Below are 22356 nucleotides of genomic sequence, written 5' to 3'. Positions count from 1 at the left end.
GCCGGGCACGCTTCATCAATCCAGCATCTTACGAATCACGTAATGTAAAATGCCGTCGTTCTGGTAATAGGTCAGCTCGGTTGCCGTATCAATACGGCACCGGCAGTCCAGCACCTCGGTTTTTCCGTCCGCCCGCGTTAGCTTCACCGGCACCGTTTTACCCGGCTGCAGGTTTTGCAGACCGCTAATCTCAATCTGCTCTTCCCCGGTCAGCCCCAGCGTTTTACGCGTTACGCCTTGCGGAAACTCGAGCGGCAGGATCCCCATACCAATCAGATTCGAGCGGTGAATACGTTCGAATGATTCGGCGATGACCACGCGCACGCCAAGCAGGCGCGGACCTTTCGCCGCCCAGTCACGGCTGGATCCGGAACCGTACTCTTTCCCGGCAATCACCGCCAGCGGCGTGCCTTCCTGCTGATATTTGACCGCCGCATCATAAATCGACACGACCTCCGTCCCCGGCAGATGGCGCGTCATGCCCCCTTCCACGCCCGGCACCATTTCGTTACGAATGCGGATGTTGGCGAACGTGCCGCGCATCATGACTTCATGGTTGCCGCGACGCGAGCCGTAGGAGTTAAAATCACGACGTTCGACGCCCCGGCTTTGTAGATAGCGGCCTGCCGGGCTATCGGCCTTGATGCTTCCCGCCGGAGAGATGTGGTCCGTTGTGACGGAATCCCCCAGCATCGCCAGTATGCGCGCGCCGTGGATGTCCTTAAGCGGAGCCGGCTCGGCCAGCATCTCATCAAAGAACGGCGACAGACGAATATACGTCGAGTCATCCTGCCAGTCATAGGTGTCGGAGCCCACCACGTTGATGGTTTTCCATTCCGGCGTGCCTTCAAAGACCTCTGCATACTCTTTGCGGAACATCTCGGTTGAGACCTTTTCAACGGCCAGCGCGATTTCACGCGAAGAGGGCCAGATATCTTTCAGGAAGACAGGGTCATTCTTACGGTCGTGGCCGATCGGATCGGTGACCAGGTTGATATTCATGTTCCCCGCCAGGGCATAAGCGACCACCAGCGGCGGCGAGGCGAGCCAGTTGGTTTTCACCAGCGGATGAATACGCCCTTCAAAATTTCGGTTACCGGAGAGGACCGCGCCTACCGTCAGGTCACCCTGCTTGATCGCCGTTTCAATGGGTTCAGGCAGCGGACCGGAGTTACCGATACAGGTCGTACAGCCGTAGCCCACGAGGTTAAAGCCCAGCTCGTCAAGGTACGGCGTCAGTTTGGCCTGGGCCAGATAATCCGAGACCACTTTTGATCCCGGCGCCAGCGATGCCTTGACCCACGGCTGAGGCTTTAACCCAAGCTCTACCGCCTTTTTCGCCAACAAACCGGCCGCCATTAATACGCTGGGGTTCGAGGTGTTGGTGCAGGAGGTTATGGCGGCAATAACCACCGCGCCATCCGGAAGCTGATATTGTTGCCCGTTCAGGACATAGTCGACGGGACGGTGATCTTTCTGCGCCACGTTGACCTCCAGCGCATTGCTGGCGGCAAAGGCTTTTGGCACGTCGCTTAACGCAACCCGATCCTGCGGACGTTTCGGCCCGGCGAGGCTCGCCTCGACGCTTCCCATATCGAGTTCAAGCGTGCTGGTGAAGACCGGTTCATCGCCTGGGTTTCGCCACATGCCCTGCGCTTTGGTATACGCTTCCACCAGTGCGACCTGCTCTTCGCTGCGCCCGCTGAGGCGCATGTACTCCAGCGTCACATCGTCAATGGGGAAAAAGCCGCAGGTCGCACCGTATTCCGGCGCCATATTGGCAATGGTGGCGCGGTCGGCCAGCGGCAGCGAATCCAGACCGTCACCGTAAAATTCAACAAACTTGCCCACCACGCCATGCTTGCGCAGCATCTGGGTAACGGTCAGCACCAGATCGGTCGCAGTAATGCCTTCAGACAGTTTGCCGGTGAGCTTGAAGCCCACCACGTCAGGGATAAGCATGGATACCGGCTGGCCGAGCATGGCCGCTTCCGCTTCGATACCGCCGACGCCCCACCCCAGCACGCCCAGACCGTTGATCATGGTGGTATGGGAATCCGTCCCCACCAGCGTGTCGGGATAAGCAACCCACTCTTTATCCTGCTGTTCGCTCCAGACGGCTTTACCGAGATATTCAAGGTTAACCTGGTGGCAAATACCTGTTCCAGGCGGGACCACGCTAAACCGGCTGAACGCCTGCTGCCCCCACTTCAAAAATACGTAGCGCTCGTGGTTACGTTCCATCTCGAGACGCACGTTTTCACCAAAGGCATCGTCATCGCCAAAGTGGTCAACGGTCACGGAGTGGTCAATCACGAGGTCAACCGGGGAAAGCGGGTTAACTTTTTCCGTATCCCCACCGAGGCGCTTAACGGCTTCACGCATCGCGGCTAAATCAACCACGGCCGGGACGCCGGTAAAGTCCTGCATCAGCACCCTTGCAGGGCGATAGGCGATTTCTCTGTCGGCATGGGCATGCTCAAGCCACCCTGCCAGCGCCTGGATATCATCAAGGGTGACAGAGTCACCGTCTTGCCAGCGCAATAGATTTTCCAGTAAAACTTTCAATGACTTGGGTAAACGCGAAATGTCCCCAAGCGTGTTGGCTGCCAGCGGCAGGCTGTAGTAGTGCCAGGTTTTATTTTCTGCCTGTAATGTATCCTTACTGGCTTCGCGTAGGGTTAACGACATAAGCTCCTCCTTAATCACAGAGATGCCCCGACAATCATCAGGGCCGTAATTAAAGATAACACAAAGATGTCGTAACGTTTTGATAACAACCCAAATTGATAAATTTAGGATTGGTCCAGATCGGAAAACAAAAAACCCCGCCGAAGCGAGGTTTTACAATTTAGTGGAGCGCCAGCCAGATGAGCTGGCTCCAGAACAGAATCGACACGGTAAAAACGCCGATCCATGACCAGTATTTGTGAGACGTCATGTTATTCATCATAGGGACACCAGGCATTATTTAAAAAAGTTCCGAGGTGAGTCCTCAGTGCTATATTGCTGATGTGTATTTATTAAAGAGTACAAAAGTGCAGAGTCGATATTCAGACTATTTGCACCATTACGCAATAAACTAAATTATTGTTTTTTGGGTTCGTCTTCCGCGAACACATCAATAAACGCTTGCTGCTGCGGCGTCAGTTTCCAGGACGCGGGTACAACAGTCGCAGGTGCTTTACGCCCTCTGTGGCCGTTGTCACGATGCTGACACATCTGTTTTACCGAAGCGGTACGTACCGTCACTGCCATATTTAACCCCAATATTTCCAGGCCAGGAGAGCAACCACTACCCAAAACAGGGTAGAGACGAGAAAGACCGCCAGCCAGGCTTTACGCTTGAGCGCAGGATCCCTTTGCGGTTCTTCACTTCCTGAAGGCATTGCTAACCTCATACAATCGACATCGCTTATCATTTAGGACCAAACAATTGGTACAATTAATCATCTGTTGAGATAAATCCTAAAGAAACTTTAGCCGAAAAGCCAGTGAATTTACGCACCGGGAGGTATGAAATATTCAATCTTTTGACCAGAAATAAATAATTGAAAAGAAAAATTTGCGAAGGCGTAAATTAGTTTCTACTTTTGTCGCCAATTCACGACATTATAACCTTACGGATTAAATGGATAATGACATTATATGACAGGGGACGTGTAGATGATGATAATTCTAATTTAGCTTTGAGGCGTTATTTCGGTATCTTTCCCTTAGGGAAAGATACCGGGTGTGATTATTTTTCCGGAAGTTTGATGTCTTTAAACATCTCTTCAATATCTTCGTTTGAACGTAATGCCACGGCGGTATCAACCACATCACGCGTTAAATGCGGGGCAAAGCGCTGAATAAAATCATACATATAGCTACGCAGGAATGTGCTGCGACGGAATCCAATCTTTGTGGTGCTGTGGCTGAAAACATCGTGCGCATCAAGGCGCACCAGGTCAGGGTCTGACACCGGATCCACCGCCATGCTGGCAATGACGCCCACGCCCAAGCCAAGCCGTACGTAGGTCTTAATGACGTCGGCATCCGTCGCGGTGAAGACAATACGCGGCGTTAACCCTGCCCGATTAAAGGCCGTGTCCAGCTCGGAGCGTCCGGTAAAACCAAACGTATATGTGACCAACGGATATTGGGCGAGCTCTTCAATCGTCACTGACCCTTTCCCCGCCAACGGGTGATCGGGCGTCACTACGATCGATCGGTTCCAGTGATAGCACGGAAGCATCACCAGATCGTCATACAGATGAAGCGCTTCGGTGGCAATAGCAAAGTCTGCATTTCCCTTGGAAACGGCTTCAGCGATTTGCGTTGGAGAGCCCTGGTGCATGTGCAAAGAGACGCGAGGATAGCGCTCGATAAAGCCTTTGATCACGCCGGGAAGCGCATAGCGCGCCTGGGTATGCGTTGTGGCAATATACAGGGAACCTTTATCCGGCCACGTGTGTTCCCCCGCCACAGACTTAATGGCATCCACTTTGGAGAGCACTTCCCGCGCGATGCGGATAATTTCCTGCCCCGCGGGCGTCACCTGGGTGAGATGCTTACCGCTGCGGGCAAATATCTGGATACCTAACTCGTCCTCCAGCATACGAACTTGTTTGCTGATGCCCGGTTGCGAGGTATACAGGCCCTCGGCGGTAGAAGAGACGTTGAGGTTATGATTCACCACCTCAACGATATAACGAAGCTGCTGTAATTTCATGCCAGACCATCCGATTTAGCGCATGCGGTCAATCGCTTAAGACGATTTAATAATAAGAAACGGGTTAACTATAACCACTATATCATTTATAGCCTGACTGTATAGTACGGAACAAAAAATAATAACAGGGCAATAAAAAAGGGCCGGAGATCCGGCCCTTTTACAGGTAAGTTACGGTAAGGGAAGATTATTTCTTGCCTTCAACCCATTTGCCATCGACAAAGAAGGCGGACCATCCCGTCGCTTTACCCTCTTTCTCGGCCGCAACATACTGCTGCTTGGTTTTACGGCTAAACCGCACCACGGTTTTGTTGCCTTCCGGATCCTGCTGTGGCGCATCGGCCAGATAGCGCAGCTTCTCAGGCAGACGATCGCGGAAGCGATAAAGCTCTTCCACCAGCGGGGCACGCGTTTCACGCGATTTCGGGAAGGTGTTGGCGGCCAGGAAGACACCCGCGGCGCCGTCACGCAGCACGAAGTACGCGTCGGATTTCTCACACGGCAGTTCTGGCAGCGGAACCGGATCTTCCTTCGGCGGAGCCACTTCACCGTTACGCAGAATTTTACGCGTGTTTTTACACTCATCGTTGGTGCACGCCATGTACTTGCCGAAACGCCCCATTTTCAGGTGCATTTCAGAGCCACACTTCTCGCACTCCACAATCGGGCCGTCATAGCCTTTAATGCGGAACTCGCCCTCTTCGATCTCATACCCGTCGCACGTTGGGTTGTTACCGCAGACGTGCAGCTTACGTTTTGGATCGATCAGGTAGCTGTCCATTGCCGTGCCGCATTTTTTGCAGCGGCGTTTGGCGCGCAGAGCGTTGGTTTCCGCATCGTCACCTTCCAGCACGTTGAGAACTTCGTTCTCCGGCACCAGGTTGATGGTGGTTTTGCAGCGCTCTTTTGGCGACAGCGCGTAACCGGAGCAGCCAAGGAACACGCCCGTGGTTGCGGTGCGGATCCCCATCTTGCGGCCGCAGGTTGGGCAGTCGATGCTGGTCAGAACCATCTGGTTAGGCAGCATCCCGCCTTCTTCAGGATCTTTTTCCGCTTTTTCAAGCTGGTCGGTAAAGTCGCTGAAGAAGCTGTCGAGGACCTTTTTCCATTCCGCCTGGTGGCTGGCAACCTGGTCAAGGCTGTCTTCCATTTGCGCGGTGAAATCGTAGTTCATCAGCTCGCGGAAGTTCGCTTCCAGACGGTCGGTGACGATCTCACCCATTTTTTCCGCATAGAAACGACGGTTTTCAACGCGTACGTAACCACGGTCCTGAATCGTCGAGATGATGGACGCGTAGGTCGACGGACGGCCAATACCGCGTTTCTCCAGCTCTTTGACCAGGGACGCTTCACTAAAGCGTGCAGGCGGTTTGGTAAAGTGCTGAGCCGGGAGCAGCTCAACCAGAGACAGTTCGTCACCTTTGTTCACCGCAGGCAGCGTTCGGTCCTCATCGCCTTTGCGCAGCGCAGGCATCACTTTCGTCCAGCCGTCGAAACGCAGGATACGACCGCGCGCCTTGAGACGGAAATCACCGGCGCCAACGGTCAGCGTGGTGGAGTCGTACTGCGCCGGAGTCATCTGGCACGCCACAAACTGACGCCAGATCAGCTGATACAGCTTCTGCGCGTCGGCTTCCATGTCTTTCAGCGATTCCGCTAACACAGAGACATCAGAAGGACGAATCGCTTCGTGTGCTTCCTGAGAATTCTCTTTGCTGGCGAACTGGTTAGCGCTCTCCGGCAGGTATTTCTTACCGAAATTGTCGCTGATATAGCCGCGCACCATGCTGACAGCGTCCTGGCTCAGGTTGGTTGAGTCGGTACGCATGTAGGTAATGTAGCCCGCTTCATACAGTCGCTGGGCCATCATCATGGTTTTCTTCACGCCATAACCCAGACGCGTGCTTGCAGCCTGTTGCAGCGTAGAGGTGATAAACGGCGCACCCGGCTTGCTGCTGGTCGGTTTGTCTTCACGTTCCAGCACCTGATAGCGCGCTTTTTCCAGCAGCGCTACGGCGGCCATGGTCTGGTCGCGGTTTTCTGGACGGAAAGGCTTATCGTTGTGATGGCTTACCTGCAGCGGCAGAGCGTCACCGCCCGGCGTGGTCACATTGGCGTCTACTTCCCAGAACTCTTCCGGCACGAAGGCTTTAATTTCGCGCTCACGCTCAACGACCAGACGCACGGCGACGGATTGCACACGACCGGCGGACAGGCCACGGGCAATCTTCTTCCACAGCAGCGGAGAAACCATGTAGCCCACAACGCGGTCCATAAAGCGACGTGCCTGCTGGGCGTTTACACGGTCAATATTCAGCTCGCCCGGCTTCTCAAACGCCTGACGAATCGCATTCTTCGTAATTTCGTTAAACACTACGCGGCTGTAGCGTTTGTCATCACCCCCGATCACTTCCCGCAGGTGCCAGGCAATGGCTTCCCCTTCGCGGTCAAGGTCGGTTGCGAGATAGATGTGGTCTGCTTTTTCAGCAAGCTGCTTCAGCTCGTTAACGACTTTTTCTTTCCCGGGCAGCACTTCATATTGTGCATCCCAGTTATGCCATGGGTTAACACCCATGCGGTTGACAAGCGCGCTACGTTCATCCTTTTTAGGCTTTTTAGCCCCTTTGGTGGAGGTAGAGTCTGCGCTCTTTTTGCTGGCTGAGCCACTGGTCGGCAAATCGCGGATATGACCGACGCTGGACTTAACCACGTAGTCATTACCCAGATACTTATTGATCGTTTTGGCTTTTGCCGGGGACTCAACGATGACGAGAGCTTTACCCATATTCACCTTTACCTAATTTAATTCTTCCAGGAATACGCCGCACGTTGATTTCCCTTCCGCTGACGACGAGCCAATGATATTGCGACTGTGTCAGGAGATATCAACCCCTTTGTCTTACCGGGCGTTAAAGAAAAGACACCCAGGTGATTGAGTTTTCGGGTATTTTTCTCACATCTTGTGTAATTCGTGACGAATTCCCGGTTGAATGTCAAGCAATTCTGTTGCCAGAATGACGAAAGCGCACACTCTACCTGATAAAATCCGTTACGCAACTTTATTAGCATGCAAAAGCAAATCCCGCCAGCCAGGCCCCTGTCCCTTACCCCCTCACATTACAGGGAAAATTTGCCCCCAAAGCGCCCTCGGCGTAGACTATTGTCACTGTTTAAGGAGTGGATTATGCAGAATACGACCCAACCTATTGACCGAGCCTCTCTGCTTATCGAAGCAAACAAGCTTATCCGTGATCATGAAGATACCCTGGCAGGCATCGAAGCCACCGGCGTAGAGCAGCGTAATGGCGTGCTGGTTTTCAGCGGCGAATACTTCCTTGACGAACAGGGGTTACCGACCCCGAAAAGCACCGCCGTGTTTAACATGTTTAAATACCTGGCGCATACGCTTTCCGAGAAATATCACCTGGTCGATTAATGCAAAACGCGAGGCATGTGCCTCGCGTTTTTGTTTAGAGCAGCGGTTTTTGTCCGCGCTGGAGCCAGCGCAGCAGCAGGCGGTCCGCGCTTTCCGCCGCGCTGTTGGTAAAGCGGTCAAGCAGGCGCTTGCGCTGGGTAAAGCGCACGCCCACCAGTTCACGACCTTCCATCAGGCTGAGTAGCAGATCGTCACTGGTTCCGACCTCATCCACCAGCCCTTTCTCCTGTGCCTGAACGCCGTACCAGTGCTCACCCGTCGCGACCTGTTCAATATCGAGCGTCGGGCGCATCCGGTGCACAAAATCTTTAAAGAGGTGATGCGTTTCGTTGAGGTCTTCACGGAATTTCTGGCGCCCTTCTTCCGTGTTTTCCCCCAGCAGCGTCAGGGTCCGTTTGTACTGACCCGCCGTGTGAAGTTCGATATCAATCTCTTTGTTTTTCAGAAAGCGGTTAAAGTTCGGAATTTGCGCGACCACGCCAATCGAACCAATAATGGAGAACGGCGCAGCAACAATTTTGTCCGCCACGCAGGCCATCATGTAGCCACCGCTGGCCGCCACTTTATCCACTGCCACGGTGAGCGGGATCTGTTTTTCACGCAGACGCTGCAGCTGTGAGGCGGCCAGCCCGTAACCGTGAACCACCCCTCCCGGGCTTTCAAGACGCACGACAACCTGATCCTGCGGCGTTGCCACGGCCAGAACGGCCGTCACCTCCTCCCGCAGAGAAGCAACTTCATGCGCGTCCATGCTGCCCTTAAAATCGAGCACATAGACGCGTGGCGCGGCCTTATCCTGCGGCGCATTAAGCTTTGCTTTTGCCTTAGCCGCTTTGGCTTCCTGCTTATGCTTTTTCTTCTGCGCTTTCAGCCACAGTTTCTGTTGATGACTGTCAAGCAGCGCCAGAGACATCTCTTCCTGCATCTCTTTATACTGCTCGCTCAGGCGGGTGATGCGTAACTCCCCACGCTGACGCTTGCGCTGCGTCAGGTTGACAATCAAAACGGCAACCACCGCAATGGCGATCACCACCGTCGCGATTTTGGCCAAAAACAACCCATATTGAGAAAGTAATTCCACGCGTTCCACCTTGATTTAACCACGAATCTTTCACGGCAGTGTACAACAGCGCTGCCCATGCGTCTCGCTCGTGACATTACCTCTGCGAGCCGCCTTCAGGAATCCCCGGCCTGACGTTTAAATATTTGCAAATTGTTAATTTTACGGCAATGCGTCCTGTAGACTGATTGAATTATTAGGCTATTTCGGGCATAAAGCCGAAAAGTCATCACAAAGGCACCATTGCGTCATCGGTCGCCTGAGGAGTCACCGTGCATTATCAACCGCAAAAAAATCTGCTGCAAAACCGGATTATTCTCGTCACCGGTGCCAGCGACGGGATTGGCCGCGAGGCGGCCCTGACCTACGCCGACTATGGCGCAACCGTTATTCTGGTCGGGCGCAACGAAGAAAAACTGAAAAACGTCGCTCACGAGATTGAGACGGTATCCGGCAAGCCGGCACCGTGGTATACGCTCGATTTACTGACCTGCACGCCCGCCGTGTGTCAGGAATTAGCCCAACGCATCAGCGCCCACTACCCAAGGCTGGACGGCGTGCTGCACAACGCCGGTCTGTTGGGCGAAGTGCGTCCGATGGATGAACAGGATGCTGATATCTGGCAGCAGGTCATGCAGGTTAACGTTAACGGCACCTTCTTTCTTACCCAGGCATTGCTTCCTTTATTACTGAAATCCGAGTCAGGGTCGCTGGTCTTTACTTCATCCAGCGTTGGCCGTGAAGGACGTGCAAACTGGGGAGCCTATGCCGTATCAAAATTCGCGACCGAAGGCATGATGCAGGTGCTGGCGGAGGAGTACCAGAGCCGCCATCTGCGCGTAAACTGCATTAACCCGGGCGGTACGCGCACCAGGATGCGCGCCAGCGCCTTCCCGACGGAAGATCCGCAGAAGCTGAAAACCCCGGCAGACATTATGCCGCTCTATCTCTGGCTGATGGGCGACGACAGCCGCCGCAAAACCGGGATGACCTTTGATGCCCAGCCGGGCCGTAAGCCGGGAATTTCGCAATGAGTGAAGAACGTCATCAGCAGCGCCAGCAGCGCCTGAAGGAACAGGTTGATGCACGCGTCGCGGCAGCCCAGGACGAGCGTGGGATCGTCATCGTCTTTACCGGCAACGGCAAAGGGAAAACCACCGCCGCGTTTGGTACTGCCACCCGCGCGGTCGGCCACGGGCAGAAGGTCGGCGTTATCCAGTTTATTAAGGGTGAATGGCCCAACGGCGAGCGTAATTTGCTTGAGCCTCACGGCGTCGAGTTTCAGGTGATGGCGACCGGCTTTACGTGGGACACCCAGAACCGCGAAACCGACACCGCAGCCTGTCTCGCCGTCTGGGAGCACGCGAAAAGAATGCTGGCCGATCCCTCACTGAATATGGTTCTGCTGGATGAGATCACCTATATGGTCGCCTACGACTACCTGCCGCTGGACGCCGTGCTGGATGCGCTGAAAAATCGTCCAGCCCACCAGACGGTGATTATCACGGGGCGCGGGTGTCATCGGGATATTCTGGAGCTGGCCGATACCGTCAGCGAGCTGCGACCGGTGAAACATGCGTTTGATGCGGGCATCAAAGCGCAAATCGGAATTGATTACTAAACAAAAAAGCCCGGTGTCTTCACCGGGCTTTTAGATTAACCGTTGTTATTACGGCTGCCGGAGCGGCGGCTGCTGTTCACCTGGCTGTGACGCTTCACCGCACGACGAATCTGGTTCGCCTTCATGCGACGACGGTCTTTTTCAACCGCCACTTTAGAGGTGGTTTCCGGCGTCAGGCCGACCAGCTCGCGCAGGTAGTTGGTTTGGGTCAGATCCAGTTCAGTATACCCCCCGCGTGGCAGACCTTTCGGCAGCAGGATGTCGCCGTAACGGACACGGATCAGGCGGCTCACCTGGACGCCTACCGCTTCCCAGAGACGACGCACCTCGCGGTTACGGCCTTCGGTCAGGGTTACGTTGTACCACTGGTTAATGCCTTCCCCACCGGTAAATTTGATGGTTTTGAACGCCGCAGGACCGTCTTCCAGCTGAACGCCACGCGACAGATCGCGCAGTTTATTCTCGTCAACCTGGCCGAACACACGCACGGCGTATTCACGTTCCACTTCACGGCTTGGGTGCATCAGACGGTTGGCCAGTTCACCATCGGTGGTAAACAGCAGCAGACCGCAGGTGTTCACGTCCAGACGACCAACGGCAATCCAGCGCGCACCGCGCAGCTTAGGCAGACGGTCAAACACCGTCGGACGACCTTCCGGGTCGTTGCGGGTACACAGCTCGCCTTCCGGCTTGTAGTAAGCCAGCACGCGACAGATTTGTTCGGCAGACTCTTTCACGGAGATAAGATGACCGTCGATGCGGATCTTCAGCCCCGGAACAATTTCAACGCGGTCACCCAGCGTGGCGATTTTACCGTCCACACTCACGCGGCCCGCTTCAATAATGGCTTCGATTTCACGGCGTGAGCCGTGGCCGGCACGCGCCAGCACTTTCTGTAACTTCTCGCTCATTGAGCTTCCTCAGGTGTCGCCTTCACAGGCGTCGAATCAGGTCAAAAGAGGGCTGAGCCCTGCTTTGATGGCCGCGTAGTATATCTGCTTATACCGTTACAAGAAAGGCTTTACATCGCCCACGCCTTCACGAATCACTTCCGGTGCATCTTCGGTTAAGTCGACCACGGTGGTCGGCTGCTGGCCGAGATAGCCGCCGTGAATAATCAGCTCGACCACCTTCTCGAGACGATCTTTGATCTCTTCCGGATCGGACTCGGTAAATTCACTTCCCGGCAGCATCAGCGAGGTAGAGAGCATCGGTTCGCCGAGGGTTTCCAGCAGCGCCTGCGCAATCGGGTTCGACGGCACGCGCATCCCGATGGTTTTACGTTTTTCCTGCAGCAGGCGGCGCGGCACCTCTTTCGTCCCCTTCAGGATGAAGGTGTAGTTGCCCGGCGTGTTGTTCTTAATCAGGCGAAACGCCACGTTATCCACATACGCATAGGTCGACAGCTCGGAGAGATCGCGGCACATCAGGGTAAAGTTATGGCCGTCCGGCAGCTGGCGAATACGGCAGATGCGTTCCATCGCCCCTTTATCTTCAATTTTGCAGCCGAGCGCGTAGCCTGAATCGGTCGGGTAGACAATCACGCCGCCTTTGCGGACGATCTCCACGGCCTGGTTAATCAGACGTGGCTGCGGGTTATCCGGATGGATATAGAAAAACTGACTCATACTTCCCTCTCTTCAATTTGCTGCGGCTGTTCCCAAAGCTGCCAGACCGGCTCAACGCCAGCGGGCAGCCAGAGCTTGCGCCCCAGTTCGATCCACGCGCAGGGCTGATGGAAATCAGACCCCTGTGACCCAAGCAGGCCGAACTGGCGGGCGTAGGTCGCGAGCTGCGCGCGCTCGTTGGGCGCCTGCTGACACTGGGCGACTTCCATCGCCTCACCGCCGCATTCGGCAAAGTGTGCCAGCAGTCTTTTCAGCCATTTAGCAGAAAGATTATACCGCCCCGGATGGGCCAGTACGGCCTTACCGCCAGAATGATGAATCACATCAATAGCTTGTTTTATTGTACACCACTGTGGCGGAACGTATCCGGTTTTCCCGCGCGCCAGATACTTTTTAAAAACATCCGCCATGGTCGTCGCTTTGCCCGCTTCGACCAGAAAACGGGCGAAATGACCGCGCGTGACCGCCCCGCCGTTCGCCAGCTTTTGCGCGCCTTCCAGCGCGCCCGGAATATGCGCCTTTTCGAGACGCTCGCCGATCATCTCTGCACGCTGGTTGCGGCGCGTTTTTTGTTCTTGCAAAAATGCCGTAAGTGCCGGATGGTCTATATCGATGTTCAGGCCAACGATATGAATCTCATGGTTTTCCCAAACGGTCGAAATCTCGACGCCGGAGACCAGTTCCAGCGCCAGCCCGCTGCGGGCAATCTCAGCGCGGGCCGCCGGAATGGCATCGGTCGTATCATGATCGGTTATCGCCAGCGTGCCGACGCGCATTTCAACGGCACGATGAACCAGGGCTTCGGGTGTCAGCAGGCCATCAGAGGCCTGAGTATGGCTGTGTAAATCATAAATAATGGCGTAGGTGGTATCGCTCAAAGCACTTCCCATAACAGGTTGGAGACATCCGAAACCACCATGATACCGACTTAACGCGAAATTCTGAAATCAAGGGTTGACAACTTGCCATTGAACTAGTTAACTAGTACGCAAGTTCACACGAGAAAGGTATCTGAAAATGACAGCACATTTCACTCTGCACGGCTGGTGGCGTACTTCCTGATTATCGGGCAGTGTCACGCGTCTGCGAAATGCAAACAGATACCCGCCCGCTACCCAGCGGGCTTTTTTTTGAACAGAATAAATGAGAACAACAACATGCAAACAGCCAAACCCCATCTCGAGCTGCTGACCTGCGAGGCGGCCTATCGCCACAACCCGACAGCGCTGTTTCATCAGGTGTGCGGGGCTCGTCCGGCAACGCTTCTGCTGGAGTCTGCGGACATCGACAGTAAGGACGATCTGAAGAGCCTGCTGCTGGTCGACAGCGCGCTGCGCATTACCGCCTTAGGTGACACTGTCACTATTAAGGCACTGTCAGACAATGGCGCATCGCTGCTGCCGCTGCTGGACGCCGCCCTGCCTTCAGGCATTGAAAACGAACGTCATCCGGAAATGCGCATTCTGCGCTTCCCGCCCGTGAGCCAGCTGCTGGATGAAGACGCCCGCCTCTGCTCGCTGTCCGTGTTCGATGCCTTCCGTCTGCTGCAGAACCTGGTCACCGTGCCGGAAGACGAGCGTGAAGCGATGTTCTTTGGCGGGCTGTTTGCTTACGACCTGGTCGCCGGATTTGAAGATTTACCGGAAACCGAGCAGGGCAATCGCTGCCCGGACTACTGTTTCTATCTGGCCGAAACCCTGCTGGTGATCGACCATCAGAAACAATACACCCGCATCCAGGCGAGCCTGTTCACCCCTTCGACGGCTGAGAAAAATCGCCTTGAGCACCGCATCGCGCAGCTTCAGCAGCAGATGACGGAAGCGCCCCCGGCGCTGCCGGTACAGCGCGTCGAGCAGATGACGTGTGAGGTTAATCAGAGCGACGATCGATACGGGGCCGTGGTTCGCCAGATGCAAAAAGCGATTCGCGCCGGGGAAATTTTCCAGGTGGTGCCTTCCCGTCGCTTCTCTCTGCCCTGCCCGTCGCCGCTCGCGGCCTACGACGTGCTGAAAAAGAGTAACCCAAGCCCGTATATGTTCTTTATGCAGGACAACGAATTCACGCTGTTTGGCGCCTCGCCGGAAAGCTCGCTGAAGTACGACGCCACCAGCCGTCAGATTGAGATCTACCCGATCGCCGGAACCCGTCCACGCGGACGTCGCGCAGACGGCTCGCTGGATCGCGATCTCGACAGCCGTATCGAACTGGAAATGCGTACCGATCACAAAGAGCTCTCTGAGCACCTGATGCTGGTTGACCTGGCGCGTAACGACCTGGCGCGTATTTGCACCCCGGGCAGCCGCTACGTGGCGGACCTGACCAAAGTTGACCGCTATTCGTTCGTGATGCACCTGGTTTCACGCGTGGTGGGTGAACTACGCCACGACCTCGACGTGCTGCACGCCTACCGTGCCTGCATGAACATGGGCACCCTGAGCGGCGCGCCGAAAGTGCGCGCCATGCAGCTGATTGCCGAAGCGGAAGGACGTCGTCGCGGCAGCTACGGCGGCGCGGTGGGTTACTTCACCGCCCACGGCGATCTTGATACCTGCATCGTCATCCGCTCCGCCTATGTTGAGGACGGGATTGCCACCGTCCAGGCTGGCGCCGGAATTGTTCTTGATTCTGTTCCGCAGTCTGAAGCTGACGAAACGCGCAGCAAAGCCCGTGCGGTCCTTCGCGCCATTGCAACCGCACACCATGCACAGGAGATTTTCTGATGGCTGACATTTTGCTGCTCGATAATATCGACTCCTTTACCTATAACCTGGCAGATCAGCTGCGTGCGAATGGCCATAACGTCGTTATCTACCGCAACCACGTTCCGGCGCAGACCCTGATTGACCGTCTGGCAACCATGCAAAACCCGGTGCTGATGCTCTCCCCGGGGCCGGGCGCGCCGAGTGAAGCGGGCTGTATGCCGGAGCTGCTGACGCGCATGCGCGGCAAGCTGCCGATTATCGGCATCTGCCTGGGCCACCAGGCGATCGTGGAAGCCTACGGCGGCTACGTCGGTCAGGCGGGCGAGATCCTGCACGGTAAAGCGTCCAGCATCGAACATGACGGCCAGGCGATGTTTGCCGGGCTGCCAAATCCGCTTCCGGTTGCGCGCTACCATTCGCTGGTCGGCAGCAACATTCCTGCCGGATTGACCATCAACGCCTCGTTTGAAGGGATGGTGATGGCGGTGCGTCACGATGCGGATCGCGTCTGCGGAATGCAGTTCCACCCGGAATCGATCCTGACCTCCCACGGCGCCCGCCTGCTGGAGCAGACCCTCGACTGGGCGCTGCAGAAGCTGGAGCAGACCAACACCCTGCAGCCTATTCTGGAAAAACTGTATCAGGCGCAAACCCTGAGCCAGCAGGAGAGCCACCAGCTCTTCTCCGCCGTGGTGCGCGGCGAGCTGAAGCCGGAACAGCTGGCGGCCGCGCTGGTGAGCATGAAGGTGCGCGGCGAAAGCCCGCAGGAGATCGCCGGTGCCGCTACGGCCCTGCTGGAAAATGCCGCCCCGTTCCCGCGCCCGGACTATCCGTTTGCGGATATCGTCGGCACCGGCGGCGACGGCAGCAACAGTATCAATATTTCAACCGCCAGCGCCTTTGTGGCGGCGGCGTGCGGGCTGAAGGTCGCGAAGCACGGCAACCGCAGCGTGTCCAGCCGGTCAGGCTCGTCCGATTTGCTCGCCGCGTTCGGCATTAATCTCGATATGAACGCCGAGCGCTCCCGCGAAGCGCTGGATGACCTGGGCGTCTGCTTCCTGTTTGCGCCGAAGTATCACACCGGTTTCCGCCACGCGATGCCGGTCCGTCAGCAGCTTAAAACCCGCACGCTGTTTAACGTGCTCGGCCCGCTGATCAACCCGGCGCACCCGCCGCTGGCGCTGATCGGTGTTTACAGTCCAGAACTGGTTCTGCCGATTGCCGAGACGCTGCGCGTGCTGGGTTACCAGCGTGCCGCCGTAGTGCACAGCGGCGGTATGGATGAGGTTTCGCTGCATGCGCCGACGCTGGTAGCCGAACTGCGCGACGGTGAAATCCTGAGCTACCAGCTCGAAGCCGCTGACTTTGGTTTAACCCCGTATCATCAGGAAGCGCTGGCTGGCGGTACGCCGGAAGAAAACCGTGACATTCTGACGCGCTTATTACAAGGTAAGGGAGAGGTAGCCCATGAGGCCGCCGTGGCTGCCAACGTCGCCATGCTGATGCGTTTGCACGGCGAGGAAGACCTGAAGGCCAACGTTCAAAAAGTTCTGGATGTACTGCGCTCCGGTGCAGCTTACGACCGCGTTACCGCACTTGCGGCAAGAGGGTAAAGAATGCAGACCGTTTTAGCGAAAATCGTTGCCGATAAGGCCATCTGGGTGGAAGCCCGCAAACAGCAGCAGCCGCTTGCAAGTTTCCAGAACGACGTCGTCCCGAGCAGCCGTCGCTTCTATGACGCCCTGCAGGGTGCGCGCACCGCGTTTATTCTTGAGTGCAAAAAAGCGTCCCCGTCCAAAGGCGTTATCCGTGACGATTTCGACCCGGCGCGCATTGCCGGTATTTATAAGCATCATGCGTCAGCCATCTCCGTGCTGACGGATGAAAAATATTTCCAGGGCAGCTTCGATTTTCTGCCGATCGTCAGCGGCATCGCGCCGCAGCCGATCCTGTGCAAAGACTTTATTATCGACCCATATCAGATCTGGCTGGCGCGTTTTTACCAGGCCGACGCCTGCCTGCTGATGCTCTCGGTGCTCGACGACGAGCAGTATCGCCAGCTCGCTGCCGTGGCGCACAGCCTGAATATGGGCGTGCTGACCGAAGTAAGCAACGAAGAAGAACTTGAGCGCGCGATTGCGCTTGAAGCCAAAGTGGTTGGCATTAATAACCGCGATCTGCGCGATCTGTCGATTGACCTGAACCGCACGCGCCAGCTTGCACCGCGTCTGGGGCCTGGCGTCACGGTGATCAGCGAATCCGGCATTAACAGCTACGCCCAGGTACGCGAGCTGAGCCACTTCGCCAACGGTTTTCTGATTGGCTCCGCCATGATGGAGCATGACGATCTCAACGCCGCGGTGCGTCGCGTGCTGCTGGGGGAAAACAAAGTCTGCGGCCTAACCCGTGAACAGGATGCCCAGGCCGCGTATGAGGCCGGGGCGATTTATGGCGGGCTGATCTTTGTAGATTCCTCACCTCGCGCGGTCAGCGAAGCGCAGGCGCGTCAGGTCATCTCAGCGGCTCCGCTGAGCTACGTGGGCGTATTCCGCAATGCCGATATTGCAGACGTTGCGGCCAAAGCCGACGCATTATCCCTGAGCGCGGTGCAGCTCCACGGCAGTGAAGACCAGATCTATATCGATGCCCTGCGCGCCGCGCTGGCCCCGCAGGTGCAAATCTGGAAAGCGCAAAGCGTTGGCGATACGTTGCCCCCGCGTAACCTTAACCACGTGGATAAATACGTCCTCGATAACGGCCAGGGCGGTACCGGCCAGCGTTTTGACTGGTCGCTGCTGAACGGCGAAAAGCTGGACAACGTCCTGCTGGCGGGCGGATTAAGCCCGGATAACTGCGTAGAAGCGGCAAAAGCCGGCTGCGCGGGCCTCGATTTCAATTCAGGCGTAGAGTCCCAGCCGGGCATAAAAGATGCCAGCAAACTGGCCTCGGTTTTTAAAACTCTGAGTGCATATTAAGGAAGAGAAGATGACGACATTACTTAACCCGTATTTTGGTGAATTCGGCGGGATGTACGTTCCGCAAATCCTGATGCCCGCCCTGCGCCAGCTGGAAGAGGCCTTCGTCAGCGCGCAGAAGGATCCGGCGTTTCAGTCGGAGTTTACCGACCTGCTGAAAAATTATGCGGGCCGCCCAACGGCGCTGACCAAATGCCGCAACCTGACGGAAGGCACCAAAACCACGCTGTACCTCAAGCGTGAAGATCTGCTGCACGGTGGTGCCCATAAAACCAACCAGGTTCTTGGTCAGGCGCTGCTCGCGAAGCGTATGGGTAAAACCGAAATCATTGCCGAAACCGGCGCGGGCCAGCACGGCGTGGCCTCGGCGCTTGCCAGCGCCCTGCTCGGCCTGAAGTGCCGCATCTATATGGGGGCAAAGGACGTTGAGCGCCAGTCTCCAAACGTTTTCCGCATGCGCCTGATGGGGGCAGAAGTGATCCCGGTGCACAGCGGCTCCGCGACGCTGAAAGATGCCTGCAACGAAGCGCTGCGCGACTGGTCCGGCAGCTACGAAACCGCGCACTACATGCTCGGCACCGCGGCGGGTCCGCACCCGTTCCCGACCATCGTGCGTGAATTCCAGCGCATGATCGGGGAAGAGACCAAAGCGCAGATCCTTGAAAAAGAGGGTCGTCTGCCGGATGCGGTCATCGCCTGCGTCGGCGGCGGGTCTAACGCCATCGGCATGTTTGCCGATTTCATTGACGACACCAGCGTGGGTCTGATTGGCGTCGAGCCTGCCGGTCACGGTATTGAATCCGGCGAGCACGGCGCACCGCTGAAGCATGGTCGCGTGGGGATCTACTTCGGCATGAAGTCTCCGATGATGCAAACTGACGAAGGCCAGATTGAAGAATCTTACTCCATTTCTGCCGGTCTCGACTTCCCGTCCGTTGGGCCACAGCACGCGTATCTGAACAGTACCGGACGCGCGGATTATGTCTCGATAACCGATGACGAAGCGCTGGAAGCCTTCAAAACGCTGTGCCGCAGCGAAGGGATTATCCCGGCGCTGGAGTCTTCTCACGCGCTGGCGCACGCCCTGAGAATGATGAAAAAGAACCCGGAAAAAGAACAGCTGCTGGTGGTAAACCTTTCCGGTCGCGGTGACAAAGATATCTTCACCGTTCACGATATTCTGAAAGCACGAGGGGAAATCTGATGGAACGCTACGATAACGTATTTGCCGAACTGAAATCCCGCCAGGAAGGCGCCTTCGTTCCCTTCGTTACGCTGGGCGACCCGGGCCCGGAACAGTCGCTGAAGATCGTCGACGCCCTGATTGAGGCCGGTGCCGACGCGCTGGAGCTGGGCATTCCATTCTCTGACCCGCTGGCGGATGGCCCGACCATCCAGAACGCCACCCTGCGCGCGTTTGCCTCGGGCGTGACGCCAACCCAGTGCTTCGAGATGCTGGCGGCGATTCGCCAGAAGTACCCGACCATTCCGATTGGCCTGCTGATGTACGCCAACCTGGTGTTTAACCGCGGTATTGATGAATTTTACGCCGAGTGTGCGCGCGTCGGCGTTGACTCGGTCCTGGTGGCTGACGTACCAGTTGAAGAGTCCGCACCGTTCCGCCAGGCCGCGATGCGCCACAACGTCGCCCCGATTTTCATCTGCCCGCCAAACGCGGATGACGCGCTGCTGCGCCAGATAGCCTCTTACGGGCGCGGGTATACCTACCTGCTTTCCCGCGCAGGCGTGACCGGTGCCGAGAATAAAGCCGCCCTGCCGCTGCATCATCTGGTGGAAAAGCTGGCTGAGTACCATGCCGCACCGCCGCTGCAGGGCTTCGGGATCTCCTCTCCGGATCAGGTCACCGCGGCGATTGACGCGAAGGCGGCGGGTGCCATCTCCGGCTCTGCGATTGTGAAGATCATCGAAAAGAACGTAGACAAGCCCGAGCAGATGCTGGCCGAGCTGAAAACGTTTGTGACCGCCATGAAGGCGGCAACGCGTAAAGCATAATCCTTTCACCGTCTGGCAGCCCTGCCAGACGGTTATCTTCTTTTATTACATTTTCTCTCTCTTTACCGCTTTAATATCAATTGCAACCATTAGCAAGCTAATTGTTAATTGTACTTTTCACTAAGTACTCAGCCCTTTTTTGACTATATTTATCGTCACGTTGTAACTGGCTTTATGATCTCTTTAACCTTATTGAATTCATTAGAAAAACATTGATATCCAGGGGATGGCTAGTGTCTTAAAAATCCTCTACAGGCACTGTCATTAACTTCTGAAGCCGCAAGCGCTTTGGAAGAGAGGGTACGAATTGAAAATTATAGGATTTGCGACTGATGAGGTTTGGTCAATTTGACGTCTTAAGACCGCTTGTAACGTCACCTGACATTCCTCGTAAATGGTTGCATCGGGAAGTAGACTTAAAAGGAGGTGACGAGTTAGTAGCCTGGTATGCAATATCCACTGATAAATGTATTTGACATAATTTTAGGTGCACTTTTGGGAATTTTAAAAGCCGAAAGATTAAATGCTCACCAATTTAACTTAAGATCAATAAAATATGTTATCTCGACGATTGTTTTGAGCAGTGATAGAATGGCTGACGGGTTAGGTAGTGCCCTACATTCCATTATATATTAATATTTGTAAGGTTTGATGATGGATCTATATTTTTCGATTCCCCTAGTTCTAATATGCTTAACGTTGGCAATAGCGATCTTTAGCCTGCCAGTATTCAAATTCATAGATGAAGATACTGATCCAGCAAGATCAAACAGTATGGATGGAATTAGGTATGTTCTTGCCTCATTTGTGATATTCCATCATATGGACTGTGCTTATACGTATATAACCAAAGGCAACTGGGCTCCCACATCGGACTTATTGCTTTACATGGGAAAATATGGTGTGGCTCTATTCTTTATGATTACAGCTTTTTTGTTTTGGGGTAAAATCAGAAAAGCAAATGAAGTTAACTGGGTTGATCTATATAAAAAACGGCTTTACCGAATTGCACCTTTATCAATATTTTGCACTTTAGCTGCGCTAGGTTTACTTTTCTTTTTAACGGAACGTAACGAATTTTCTATAAGCGTAGTAACAAACGCGCTTTCCTGGTTTGATGTGGGGCTCTGGAATTACAAACCACCTGTTACATCATTCCAATATTCTTTTATGGCCCTGGCTGGGGTGACGTGGACCCTGCGTTGGGAGTGGATTTTCTACTTTACTCTCCCGCTGTTATTTATTTTCAAAAAATGGTCATTCGAATTAACTATTTCTCTTTTTGCTTTCTCGTTATACTTTCTTCCTGGCTTTACTAACGATGCATATTTATGGTCGTATTTCTTCGGTGGAATGTTATGTAGTGAAATTAAGGATAGAATAATCATAACAAAAAAAACAGCTAACGCCTTATTGGCACTCATGATAATTATAACAATGTTAGCGCAACCTACCCTTTACGGCTCACCTGAGAAATTTTTTCTCTGCATTATATTCTTTTCTGTAGTTTCAGGTGCGAATCTATTTGGATTCTTAATCACCAAGGCAGCCATTCGCCTTGGCGCAATAAGTTATAGCCTGTATCTAACACAAGGATTGATCTTATTCCCTGTAATACTTCATTTCCAAGCAAATAATAAATTTGAGTTAAATGTACGTACTTTTGTGACTTTGGTTCTATGTTACTTGGCAATATGTCTCATCTCCTCAGCCACTTATCACTTTATTGAACGGCCGTTTATAAAACGAATGAGTTTTAGCAGTCTTATCAAAAAAGTTTATAGCAGGTAATCATTTCCGGCGCTTTCGCGCCGGGAATTCTATCTCCATGCAACATCATTTCTTTTCCAATTCTTCTACACATGATGTAATATATTAATAATTATGCACTGTATAGATGTTTATGATTATAATTAAAAACCACCTACCATCCCTGCTGATTGTAAAAGAATGCATTTCATCAGTGGGATAAACTCAACATATTCCACAATTAACATAGTCATCGAATGATCGTGGTAAGCAATGGATGGCGCTTGCTATCTTCATTCCAGATTGTGTTTCCATCCGGTGAAAAGCGCTATTTATTGATTAAGGTCATAAAAAAGAGAGATATTCAGGAGGAAAGTATTAGAAAAGTGTTTTAGAAAGAAAAAAATTATATATTCCAGTCCTTTAATTCAACATACACCTTCTGAGTTCAGAGGCTT

Annotated in this window: 20 protein-coding genes and 1 other annotated feature; of the genes, 10 read left to right on the top strand and 10 right to left on the bottom strand. The window is 54.5% G+C overall.

Going from position 1 to position 22356, the window contains the following annotated elements:
• Positions 1 to 15: 15 nt before the first annotated feature.
• The 6 genes from acnA to topA all read right to left on the bottom strand — a co-directional run bounded on the left by acnA (position 16) and on the right by topA (position 7499).
• A complete protein-coding gene (acnA, locus tag ACJBF3_RS05670) occupies positions 16 to 2691 on the bottom strand; it encodes an aconitate hydratase AcnA (RefSeq protein ID WP_406544803.1) in 2676 nt (891 codons plus the stop codon).
• A gap of 160 nt (positions 2692 to 2851) precedes the next feature.
• The gene (gene ymiC / locus ACJBF3_RS05665) at positions 2852 to 2950 is read right to left on the bottom strand and encodes a small membrane protein YmiC (protein WP_032623144.1); all 99 of its coding nucleotides are present in this window, start codon (positions 2948 to 2950) and stop codon (positions 2852 to 2854) included.
• A gap of 137 nt (positions 2951 to 3087) precedes the next feature.
• The gene (locus ACJBF3_RS05660; protein WP_021240301.1) at positions 3088 to 3258 is read right to left on the bottom strand and encodes a hypothetical protein; all 171 of its coding nucleotides are present in this window, start codon (positions 3256 to 3258) and stop codon (positions 3088 to 3090) included.
• Positions 3259 to 3260: 2 nt separating this feature from the next.
• Complete coding sequence (locus ACJBF3_RS05655; RefSeq protein WP_213327741.1) at positions 3261 to 3401, bottom strand: YmiA family putative membrane protein; 141 nt, start codon at positions 3399 to 3401, stop codon at positions 3261 to 3263.
• Between the two features lie 338 nt (positions 3402 to 3739).
• Positions 3740 to 4714 carry an HTH-type transcriptional regulator CysB gene (gene cysB / locus ACJBF3_RS05650; protein ID WP_008502814.1) on the bottom strand — a complete coding sequence of 325 codons (975 nt, stop codon included), beginning with the start codon at positions 4712 to 4714 and terminating at the stop codon, positions 3740 to 3742.
• A 187-nt stretch (positions 4715 to 4901) separates the two neighbouring features.
• Positions 4902 to 7499, bottom strand: a complete 2598-nt coding sequence (gene topA, locus ACJBF3_RS05645; protein WP_045329359.1) for a type I DNA topoisomerase — start codon at positions 7497 to 7499, stop codon at positions 4902 to 4904.
• 399 nt (positions 7500 to 7898) lie between these two features.
• Between topA and ACJBF3_RS05640 the strand changes: the two genes are divergently transcribed.
• Positions 7899 to 8150 carry a YciN family protein gene (locus ACJBF3_RS05640; RefSeq protein ID WP_003856804.1) on the top strand — a complete coding sequence of 84 codons (252 nt, stop codon included), beginning with the start codon at positions 7899 to 7901 and terminating at the stop codon, positions 8148 to 8150.
• Between the two features lie 34 nt (positions 8151 to 8184).
• Here the strand turns inward: ACJBF3_RS05640 and sohB are convergent, their stop codons facing one another.
• Entirely contained in the window at positions 8185 to 9231 is a 1047-nt protein-coding gene (sohB, locus tag ACJBF3_RS05635; RefSeq protein ID WP_045329360.1) for a protease SohB, read from the bottom strand.
• 251 nt (positions 9232 to 9482) lie between these two features.
• Between sohB and ACJBF3_RS05630 the strand changes: the two genes are divergently transcribed.
• Together ACJBF3_RS05630 and cobO are read left to right on the top strand one after the other, a co-directional pair.
• Positions 9483 to 10244 (top strand): YciK family oxidoreductase, encoded by a 762-nt coding sequence (locus ACJBF3_RS05630; RefSeq protein WP_045329361.1) that lies wholly within the window; start codon positions 9483 to 9485, stop codon positions 10242 to 10244.
• Entirely contained in the window at positions 10241 to 10831 is a 591-nt protein-coding gene (gene cobO / locus ACJBF3_RS05625) for a cob(I)yrinic acid a,c-diamide adenosyltransferase (RefSeq protein WP_045329362.1), read from the top strand. Before ACJBF3_RS05630 ends, cobO begins: the two co-directional genes overlap by 4 nt.
• Positions 10832 to 10866: 35 nt before the next feature.
• On the opposite strand, the gene rluB is transcribed toward cobO, so the two are convergent.
• The 3 genes from rluB to rnm all read right to left on the bottom strand — a co-directional run bounded on the left by rluB (position 10867) and on the right by rnm (position 13337).
• Positions 10867 to 11742 (bottom strand): 23S rRNA pseudouridine(2605) synthase RluB, encoded by an 876-nt coding sequence (rluB, locus tag ACJBF3_RS05620; RefSeq protein ID WP_032640985.1) that lies wholly within the window; start codon positions 11740 to 11742, stop codon positions 10867 to 10869.
• Positions 11743 to 11838: 96 nt separating this feature from the next.
• A complete protein-coding gene (locus tag ACJBF3_RS05615) occupies positions 11839 to 12459 on the bottom strand; it encodes an L-threonylcarbamoyladenylate synthase (protein WP_003856793.1) in 621 nt (206 codons plus the stop codon).
• Positions 12456 to 13337 (bottom strand): RNase RNM, encoded by an 882-nt coding sequence (rnm, locus tag ACJBF3_RS05610; protein WP_045329363.1) that lies wholly within the window; start codon positions 13335 to 13337, stop codon positions 12456 to 12458. Before rnm ends, ACJBF3_RS05615 begins: the two co-directional genes overlap by 4 nt.
• Positions 13338 to 13476: 139 nt before the next feature.
• On the opposite strand from rnm, the gene trpL reads away from it, so the two are divergent.
• From trpL to ACJBF3_RS05575, 7 genes are all read left to right on the top strand, one after another.
• Entirely contained in the window at positions 13477 to 13521 is a 45-nt protein-coding gene (gene trpL, locus ACJBF3_RS05605; RefSeq protein ID WP_106993556.1) for a trp operon leader peptide, read from the top strand.
• Positions 13498 to 13591 (top strand) — a sequence feature (Trp leader region). Its footprint overlaps the gene before it by 24 nt.
• Positions 13592 to 13616: 25 nt before the next feature.
• Complete coding sequence (locus tag ACJBF3_RS05600) at positions 13617 to 15179, top strand: anthranilate synthase component 1 (RefSeq protein WP_045329364.1); 1563 nt, start codon at positions 13617 to 13619, stop codon at positions 15177 to 15179.
• Complete coding sequence (gene trpD, locus ACJBF3_RS05595; RefSeq protein ID WP_008502806.1) at positions 15179 to 16774, top strand: bifunctional anthranilate synthase glutamate amidotransferase component TrpG/anthranilate phosphoribosyltransferase TrpD; 1596 nt, start codon at positions 15179 to 15181, stop codon at positions 16772 to 16774. Before ACJBF3_RS05600 ends, trpD begins: the two co-directional genes overlap by 1 nt.
• 3 nt (positions 16775 to 16777) lie before the next feature.
• The gene (gene trpCF / locus ACJBF3_RS05590; protein WP_047723183.1) at positions 16778 to 18136 is read left to right on the top strand and encodes a bifunctional indole-3-glycerol-phosphate synthase TrpC/phosphoribosylanthranilate isomerase TrpF; all 1359 of its coding nucleotides are present in this window, start codon (positions 16778 to 16780) and stop codon (positions 18134 to 18136) included.
• A gap of 10 nt (positions 18137 to 18146) precedes the next feature.
• The gene (gene trpB / locus ACJBF3_RS05585; protein ID WP_406544799.1) at positions 18147 to 19340 is read left to right on the top strand and encodes a tryptophan synthase subunit beta; all 1194 of its coding nucleotides are present in this window, start codon (positions 18147 to 18149) and stop codon (positions 19338 to 19340) included.
• On the top strand, positions 19340 to 20149 hold the full coding sequence (gene trpA / locus ACJBF3_RS05580; RefSeq protein WP_045329368.1) for a tryptophan synthase subunit alpha: 810 nt from the start codon (positions 19340 to 19342) through the stop codon (positions 20147 to 20149). Before trpB ends, trpA begins: the two co-directional genes overlap by 1 nt.
• Positions 20150 to 20800: 651 nt before the next feature.
• Positions 20801 to 21940: an acyltransferase gene (locus tag ACJBF3_RS05575; protein ID WP_227658515.1), complete on the top strand. Its 1140-nt coding sequence runs from the start codon at positions 20801 to 20803 to the stop codon at positions 21938 to 21940.
• Positions 21941 to 22356: the final 416 nt, after the last annotated feature.

Source organism: Enterobacter sp. PP-008-ECC_S150 (assembly GCF_045257065.1).
Taxonomy (GTDB): domain Bacteria; phylum Pseudomonadota; class Gammaproteobacteria; order Enterobacterales; family Enterobacteriaceae; genus Enterobacter; species Enterobacter chengduensis.
The sequence above is the reverse complement of the archived record's forward strand: the minus strand, read 5'-3'. Positions and strand labels throughout refer to the sequence as shown.

Coding starts and splice junctions, on each gene's coding strand:
- acnA (WP_406544803.1), bottom strand. CDS start 2,691: ATGTCGTTAACCCTACGCGAAGCCAGTAAGGATACATTACAGGCAGAA.
- ymiC (WP_032623144.1), bottom strand. CDS start 2,950: ATGAATAACATGACGTCTCACAAATACTGGTCATGGATCGGCGTTTTT.
- ACJBF3_RS05660 (WP_021240301.1), bottom strand. CDS start 3,258: ATGGCAGTGACGGTACGTACCGCTTCGGTAAAACAGATGTGTCAGCAT.
- ACJBF3_RS05655 (WP_213327741.1), bottom strand. CDS start 3,401: ATGAGGTTAGCAATGCCTTCAGGAAGTGAAGAACCGCAAAGGGATCCT.
- cysB (WP_008502814.1), bottom strand. CDS start 4,714: ATGAAATTACAGCAGCTTCGTTATATCGTTGAGGTGGTGAATCATAAC.
- topA (WP_045329359.1), bottom strand. CDS start 7,499: ATGGGTAAAGCTCTCGTCATCGTTGAGTCCCCGGCAAAAGCCAAAACG.
- ACJBF3_RS05640 (WP_003856804.1), top strand. CDS start 7,899: ATGCAGAATACGACCCAACCTATTGACCGAGCCTCTCTGCTTATCGAA.
- cobO (WP_045329362.1), top strand. CDS start 10,241: ATGAGTGAAGAACGTCATCAGCAGCGCCAGCAGCGCCTGAAGGAACAG.
- rluB (WP_032640985.1), bottom strand. CDS start 11,742: ATGAGCGAGAAGTTACAGAAAGTGCTGGCGCGTGCCGGCCACGGCTCA.
- ACJBF3_RS05615 (WP_003856793.1), bottom strand. CDS start 12,459: ATGAGTCAGTTTTTCTATATCCATCCGGATAACCCGCAGCCACGTCTG.
- ACJBF3_RS05600 (WP_045329364.1), top strand. CDS start 13,617: ATGCAAACAGCCAAACCCCATCTCGAGCTGCTGACCTGCGAGGCGGCC.
- trpD (WP_008502806.1), top strand. CDS start 15,179: ATGGCTGACATTTTGCTGCTCGATAATATCGACTCCTTTACCTATAAC.
- trpCF (WP_047723183.1), top strand. CDS start 16,778: ATGCAGACCGTTTTAGCGAAAATCGTTGCCGATAAGGCCATCTGGGTG.
- trpB (WP_406544799.1), top strand. CDS start 18,147: ATGACGACATTACTTAACCCGTATTTTGGTGAATTCGGCGGGATGTAC.
- trpA (WP_045329368.1), top strand. CDS start 19,340: ATGGAACGCTACGATAACGTATTTGCCGAACTGAAATCCCGCCAGGAA.
- ACJBF3_RS05575 (WP_227658515.1), top strand. CDS start 20,801: ATGATGGATCTATATTTTTCGATTCCCCTAGTTCTAATATGCTTAACG.